This is a genomic window from Moraxella sp., from assembly GCF_024227015.1.
GTDB lineage: Bacteria > Pseudomonadota > Gammaproteobacteria > Pseudomonadales > Moraxellaceae > Moraxella.
In genome coordinates, this window is the sequence record NZ_JAAELD010000307.1 from 1 (window position 1) to 7,495 (window position 7,495).

Annotated in this window: 5 protein-coding genes; all 5 read right to left on the reverse strand. The window is 49.6% G+C overall.

The features are described from left to right. Positions 1-752, reverse strand: a 752-nt coding sequence (gene nuoH / locus GY683_RS07010) for an NADH-quinone oxidoreductase subunit NuoH (protein ID WP_297288060.1), incomplete at its 3' end; no start/stop codon positions are given. A 75-nt stretch (positions 753-827) separates the two neighbouring features. Beyond that, positions 828-3,944 (reverse strand): NADH-quinone oxidoreductase subunit NuoG, encoded by a 3,117-nt coding sequence (gene nuoG, locus GY683_RS07015; RefSeq protein ID WP_297288057.1) that lies wholly within the window; start codon positions 3,942-3,944, stop codon positions 828-830. A 1-nt stretch (position 3,945) separates the two neighbouring features. Beyond that, positions 3,946-5,364, reverse strand: coding sequence for an NADH-quinone oxidoreductase subunit NuoF (nuoF, locus tag GY683_RS07020; protein ID WP_297288058.1), 1,419 nt, complete (start codon positions 5,362-5,364; stop codon positions 3,946-3,948). Continuing rightward, positions 5,361-5,870 (reverse strand): NADH-quinone oxidoreductase subunit NuoE, encoded by a 510-nt coding sequence (gene nuoE, locus GY683_RS07025; RefSeq protein WP_115005405.1) that lies wholly within the window; start codon positions 5,868-5,870, stop codon positions 5,361-5,363. The genes nuoF and nuoE overlap by 4 nt, the downstream gene beginning before the upstream one ends. A 182-nt stretch (positions 5,871-6,052) precedes the next feature. Further along, positions 6,053-7,495: NADH-quinone oxidoreductase subunit C/D (nuoC, locus tag GY683_RS07030; protein WP_297288059.1), on the reverse strand; the 1,443-nt coding region annotated here is incomplete at its 5' end.

The following is a 7,495-nucleotide window of genomic DNA, read 5'->3' on the forward strand; positions in this document are numbered from 1 at the left end:
AATGGTGCAAGCCAGCCCCCAAAAAACAAGCACGTCATCAAGGCACTAATCACCACCACATTGACATACTCGCCAATAAAGAACATACCAAATTTCATGCCCGAGTATTCCACATGATAACCCTCGGCAAGCTCTTGCTCGGCTTCGGGCTGGTCAAAGGGGTGCCTATGCGTCACCGCCACGCCTGCCACCACAAAAGTCAAGAAACCCAAAAACTGCGGAATGACATTCCACACCGTTGTTTGAGCTTCAACAATCTCACGCAAATTAAACGAGCCTGCCATCGCCACCACACCCATGAGTGACAAGCCCAAAAACACTTCATAGCTAATGGTCTGGGCGGCCGAACGAAGTCCACCTAACAGCGAGAACTTATTGGCACTTGCCCAACCGCCAAACATGACGGCATACACAGCAAGCCCTGCCATGGCAAAAAAGAATAAAATGCCAATGTTCCAATCCGCCGCCCCAAGCGTGGGCGATAGCGGAATAATGGCAAAACTTGCCAAAGCGGTAAACATGGCAATGGCAGGGGCGAGCGTAAATAGGCGTTTGTCGGCAAAATTGGGTGTCCAGTCTTCTTTAAAAAAGATTTTTAGCATATCCGCCACCAGTTGTAGCGACCCTTGCCAACCGACCCTATTTGGACCATAGCGGTCTTGCCACAGGGCAAGCATACGCCGTTCATAGACAATCATGAGTGCTGCCGTGATGACAAGCCCCAAAAAGATAATCAAGGTCTGGGCGGTCATAAAAATCAGCGACCACCACTCAAACGACAAACCGCCAAGCCATGACGGCACATCAGGAATCACACGAATACTCATTTATGCCCCCACTTGCATTGCTAACGGTGCGTTATTAAACCCAGCTTTTGGCGTAAAGATATTTTCACGCTTGATATTAGCAAGATTTGCTACACTTTTTTGATATTCAGGCACATAGACAGGCGTGTCGGTCTCTGCCTTTTTGACGGTTGTCGGCACACCGACCATAAACGGCACAAGCCCGTCAGGATAGCCGATACAGCCGTCCGCCACATAGTCCACCACGTCCACAGGCAGGGTAATCTCTATCCCATGCTGGGCAAGGGTCAGCTTATCGCCTGCCTTGATAATCCAACGCTTGGCATCATCATCGCTGATTGTCCATGTGGCAGGTTTGATTTGGCTTGCCACCACAGGGCTACGGCTTGCCATGCGTGAGCTTGCAAATAGATTGTGTACAGGCACAACGACCGCACGACCGTCAAAAATGCTCGTGCTTATCATGCTGTCAAGCTCGGCTTTGTCAAATACCGTCTCCACTTTTGGCAAGTCATCAAACAGACGAATGCCCACATCTCCGCCTTTTAGCCGTCCGCCCACTTTGTCTTGGAGCTTATTCCACGCTTGGGGCGAGTTCCAGCCTGCACTCCACGCAAATGGGATAAGGCTTGGGTCAGTCTTATCGCCCACATAACCCTCCATGGAGAACGTCAAACCACTGTCTAAGTCCTTAGGTTGCATGGGTTCGTGGATAGAAATGGGCGAGCGTAACACCGTCCGCCCTGAATAACGGCGTGGCTCACGGGCGACTTTTAGCCCTGTAATGCGATAATCCGACTCGGGGGCAACGTCTTTGATTTGGGCAAGGTGTGGATAATCGGTGATAAGCTCATCAATGACATCATCAAGATGATACCACGTTGGTTCATCATTGCTATTTGTCAAACTGTTGCCAGATAAAGCATTATTCACAGCGTGTAGCCAACGCCAGCTGTCTTTTAGCTCGCTGTTTGGCTCATAGTATTTTTTATCAAAACTGGCAAAAAACCGCCCTGCACGCCCTTCGGCAGACACCAGCGTACCGTCTGATTCGGCAAATGACGCACCAGATAGCACCATGTCGGCTTTGGTGTGCCAGTCATAAGACTGGTGATCTAGCACAATGAGCGTTTTTTCGGTCAATTTGTCAAATTGGCTTGGGGCAAGGTTGGCTAAGTCATGTTCTAGCACCACCACCGCATCAAATTCTTTTGCCAAAATCTCCTCTATCGCTTGTCCGCCAAGCAAGTTTACGCCCACGCTGTTCGCCTCTGGCATGGCAACGTACACGCCTGTTTTGTCGGCATATAGAGCATTTATTTTTAATAAGCGAGATGAGAGTTCTTTTTCAAACTCATTGGGGTCTCGCTCTGTGGTGTGCGTGCCGTCCGTTTTGGCATCTTTGTCAGGGTCAATGAATTGACGAGCCACTTCATCACGGATTTTGGCGTTTTGCACTTCCACAAATTCACGCTCCACATGGGCGATTTTGGCACGTTTGGCGGTCAAGGTTTGGGCAATGTAGCCTGTCGCCTGTACGATTGCTTTTGATGACAAGCTGATGCCTGTGATGACAAGCGGACGGTTCGCCATAATCAAATCATAAGCGATGTGATGAGCCAAAAACTCCATTGCCATGTTCTCATCGATGACAAGATTTGGCTCTTGTTCTTTGGCAAAAATGGCATTCTCGCTTTTGCCAATCTCATCTAGTGTATCGGCATAGCCCTTGATGATGTCGCCCACCATAAAGCCCAATTTGGCGATGTCGTTTGGCGTGGCAACGGCAGACACTTTGGCGATGTCGGACAGTTTGGTATCCACCACGCTCGCCACATAAATGGGGCTGTACGCCTCTTGCCCGATACGCTTGACAGGCTCGGCAAGCCAATGCTCGGTTTTTAGGGCAGTTGCCATTTGGCGGGCTTTGTTTTTGGACGCTTGACGTACCGACAAGGCAACACGGCTTGCCGTTTGGGTCAAATCCTCGCCAAGCACCAACACACTATCCGCCGTCTCAATCTCCGCCAATGACACATTATGCACATCTTTGTGGCGTAATAGCGCCACGCCCAAGTCCACCACGTCTTTGACAACCGCTCGCTCGCCTGTGCTGTAATAATCGCTTCCGACCAGTTTTTTTAGGGCAAAATTACTCTCCAAACTTGCCCGAGCCGAACCAATGCCGATGACGTTTTTGTCTTTTAATAACTCCGCCACGCTATCGACCGCAAGGCTTGCACTGGTTTTGACAAATTGTCCGTTCACATTTTCTAAGGGCTGAATTGGGCGGTCGGCACGATTGACATAGCCATAGCCAAAACGCCCACGGTCGCACAAGAAATAGCCGTTTACGTCATGATTATAGCGGTTTTCAATACGTCTAAGCTCGCCATAACGCTCGCCTGCCGAGATGTTGCACCCGCTTGAACACCCATGACAAATGCTTGGGGCGTACTGCATATCCCATTTACGGTTGTAGCGGTCAGAATGCGTTTTATCGGTAAAGACACCCGTTGGGCAAACTTCGGTCAAGTTACCGCTAAATTCGCTCTCTAACTGTCCGCTCTCTTCACGCCCAAAATAAACACGGTTGTTTGACGCATATACCCCAAAATCGGTGCCACCTGCGTAATCCTTATAAAACCGCACACAGCGATAGCAAGCGATACAGCGGTTCATCTCATGATTGATAAACGCCCCTAAGTCTTGGTTGTGGTGCGTGCGTTTGGTAAAGCGGTAACGGCGTTTTCTATGTCCGCTCATGTACGTCATGTCTTGCAAATGACAATGCCCGCCTTCTTCGCAGGTTGGGCAATCGTGGGGGTGATTGGTCATCAGATATTCCACAATGCTTTTACGAAATGCCTTTGCCTCAGCATCGTCCACCGAAATCCAAGTATCGCTTTTTGGCGTGGGGGCAATCATACAGCTCATGACAAGCCTGCCACGCCCTGCCTGATAATCCTCCTCGCTCATGTACTGCTTGACCGCACATTGACGGCACGACCCCACCGAACCTAAGGCAGGGTGATAACAAAAATACGGCACATCAATGCCAAGCGACAGACACGCCTGCAATAGGTTGTCCGAGCCGTCCACGTCATAGGTTTTGCCGTCTATATGAAGGATTGCCATGTTATGCCCCCACCTTGTTGTCTTGTGGCTCTGATTTGCCTACTTTTGCCTCAAATTCATGACGGAAATATCTAAGTGCGCTCATGAGTGGCTCCATCGCCCCTGGGGCATGAGCACAAAAGGTCTTGCCAAGCCATAAATCTCGTGTCAGCTCGGACAGCTTGTCAATGTCGTCCGCTTGCCCTTGTCCGTTTTCCATCGCATCAAGGATTTTTACGCCCCACGGCAAGCCATCACGGCAAGGCGTACACCAACCGCACGATTCTCTTTGAAAAAACTGTTGTAAGTTTCTAGATAGGCTCACCATGTCTTGCGTTTCGTCCACGACCATCATCAGACACGTCCCAAGGCGACTTCCTGCCTTCATAATCGGGTCAAAATCCATGACAAGGTCAAGGTGTTCATCGCTTGCCGTCAAAAAGTCGGTACTCGCTCCCCCAGGTAGCCACGCCTTTAAGGTTAAGCCGTCCTGCATACCGCCAGCAAGCTCGATGAGCTCACGAGCGGTATAGCCAAATGGCACTTCCCAGAGTCCTGCGTCCTTGACACGACCGCTACACCCCATAATCTTAGTGCCAGGGGTAGTGGATTTGCCTTTGGCGTTTGGCAGGGATAAATACCACTCCACCCCATTTAACAAAATGGCAGGCATGTTATTTAAGGTCTCAACGTTATTAACCACCGTTGGACGACCCCACGCCCCTGACACTTGGGGAAATGGCGGTTTGGTGCGTGGGTTGGCACGGCGACCCTCCAAGCAGTTGATAAGAGCCGTCTCCTCGCCACAGATATATCGCCCTGCCCCTGTATGGACGTGCAATTCAAAGTTAAACCCCGTCCCCAAAATACCCTCGCCTAGCAAATTATTGGCGATACATTCGTTAATGGCGTTTTGTAAGCGTTCGGCGGCTAGGACATATTCGCCACGGATAAAGATATAGCCCACGCTCGCCCCAATGGCATAAGCGGTAATGAGCATACCCTCAATAAGCTGAAACGGAATCCGCTCCATAAGCAGACGGTCTTTAAACGTCCCCGGTTCCATTTCATCGGCATTACAAATCAAGTAGCGTACGCCACCGTCAGGCGGGGTCATAAACGTCCATTTTAGCCCTGCGTTAAAGCCTGCACCGCCACGCCCACGCACGTTGGCAGTTTTTATCATCTCGCCTACTTCCTTAGGGTCTTTGGCTAGGGCGTTTTTTAGTCCTTTAAAGCCGTCTAGGGCTTCATAATCTGCCAATGTCAGCAGTGCATCATGATGATACAGTCGCCATGTCAAGGGGTGCGTAAGCGACGTCGGTGCTTGACCGTCCGCCAGTCCTACGCCCCAGATTGGCGTTTTTTGGCGATTTAATTGGCTTGGGGCAAGTCCGTTTTTACGAGCGTGGATTTGCTCGGCAACATTTGGTTTATTCATGCGTATTGCTCCAACAATAGACCGACCTCAGACGGCAACACCGGCCCATAAGTATCCTCATCAATCAGCACGCTCGCCCCCTTGTCGCAGTTGCCAAGACAGCAAATGGGCAGTAGGGTAAAGCGACCGTCTTTTGTGGTTTGTCCATAATCAATGCCAAGCTCACGCTTAAAAGCGTCCGCTAATGCCTCATAGCCGTTCAGATAGCAAGCGATAGAATCACAAATCAAAATCACATGGCGACCGACTGGCATCCGATAAATTCGGTTAAAAAATGTCGCCACACCTTCTACGTCCGCCACAGGCATAGACAGCATATGGGCTATGGCGTGGACTTGGGCATCGTCCACCCAGCCATTACGCTTTTGGACGAGTTTTAGGGCATCAAGCACCGCCGCCCTTGGTTGTGGGTAGTGATGAATGTGATGATGAATGCCGTCAATTTCTTGGGGCGTTAAAATGGCGTGAATGTCCACTTTGGGGGTTTTGTCGGTTACTATTTTCATAAAGTTACCTGTGCTAGCGTCAGCTTGCGGTTTTGGTTTTATTTATTAAATTGATAAAAGTTAGGCTTTGTAAGTTTTATCAATTTAATAACCTTTACCAAAAACAACAAATTAAATTTTATAAATTGGGCTGAATTTTCCAGCCCAATCCCTTGGGCGGTGGCGATCCCTTCGCCTAACTCTTACCTATCACAATCCGCCATCACAATATCAATACTTGCCAAATAAATAATCGCATCCGACACCAAAGAGCCGTTAATCACACTCGGCATTTGTTGCAAATGAGCAAAGGTTGGCGTACGAATGCGAGTGCGATAGCTCATCGTTGAATTGTCGCTCGTTACATAATAGCTGTTTAGCCCTTTTACGCCTTCTACCATACAGGCACTCTCCCCTGATGGCATGACAGGCCCCCACGACACCGACACAAAGTGGTTGATGAGCGTTTCAATGTCTTGTAAGGTGCGGTCTTTTGGCGGTGGCACGGCAAGCGGGTGTTCGGCTTTATACGCTCCACTTGGCATATTATTTAGGCATTGCTCAATGATACGCAGTGATTGGCGAATCTCTTCAATTTTTACCAAACATCTATCATAGGCATCGCCGTTATAAAACACAGGAATTTCAAAGTCAAAATTCTCATAGCCCAAATACGGACGAGCCTTACGCAAATCAAAATCAATGCCCGTGGCACGAAGTCCTGCCCCCGTTACGCCCCACGCTAGGGCTTGTTTGGCATTGTATTGGGCGACATTTTGCGTACGTCCTTTTAGCACGGTGTTGGTCATCGTTGCTTTGTAGTATTCATCAAGACGTTTTGGCATCCAATCCAAAAACTCACGCACCAAACGCTCCCAACCATTTGGCAAATCGTGAGCCGTACCGCCAATCCTAAACCACGCAGGGTGCATACGATAGCCCGTTACCGCTTCAATGACATCATACGCCTTTTGACGGTCGGCAAACATATAAAACACAGGGGTCATACCGCCAGCGTCCTGGATAAACGTCCCCCAATAAAGCAAGTTATTGGTAATCCTAAAAAACTCACTCATCATAATGCGAATGACGTTGGCACGGTCAGGCGTGGTAATGTCAGCCAATTTCTCAACCGCCATAATATACGGCAACTCATTCATCACACCGCCCAGATAGTCAATGCGGTCGGTATAGGGAATGAACGAATGCCACGTTTGGCGTTCTGCCATTTTCTCCGCCCCACGATGATGATAGCCAATATCAGGGATACAGTCCACAATCTCTTCGCCGTCCAGCTGTAACACCAGACGAAACGCCCCGTGTGCGGACGGGTGGTTGGGACCAATGTTTAGGAACATAAAATCTTCATCACGCCCCGAGCGTTTCATGCCCCACTCTTCGGGGACAAAGCGTAAGTTTTCTTGTTCAAACTGCTGTTTGGCGGTGTTCAAAAAATACGGCGTAAACTCAGTCGCCCGAGCGTGATATTCTTTACGCAGTGGGTGTCCTTCCCAGTATTTTGGCAGTAAAATCCGAGTCAGGTGCGGATGTCCGTCAAACACCACGCCAAACATATCCCACACTTCACGCTCATACCAGTTGGCATTTGGATAAATTTGCGTGGCAGACGGAATGCTCTCGCCTTC

What these genes read in the sequence shown, in the direction of transcription:
- nuoG (WP_297288057.1), bottom strand. Translation starts at nt 3,944, where the DNA reads ATGGCAATCCTTCATATAGACGGCAAAACCTATGACGTGGACGGCTCG.
- nuoF (WP_297288058.1), bottom strand. Translation starts at nt 5,364, where the DNA reads ATGAATAAACCAAATGTTGCCGAGCAAATCCACGCTCGTAAAAACGGA.
- nuoE (WP_115005405.1), bottom strand. Translation starts at nt 5,870, where the DNA reads ATGAAAATAGTAACCGACAAAACCCCCAAAGTGGACATTCACGCCATT.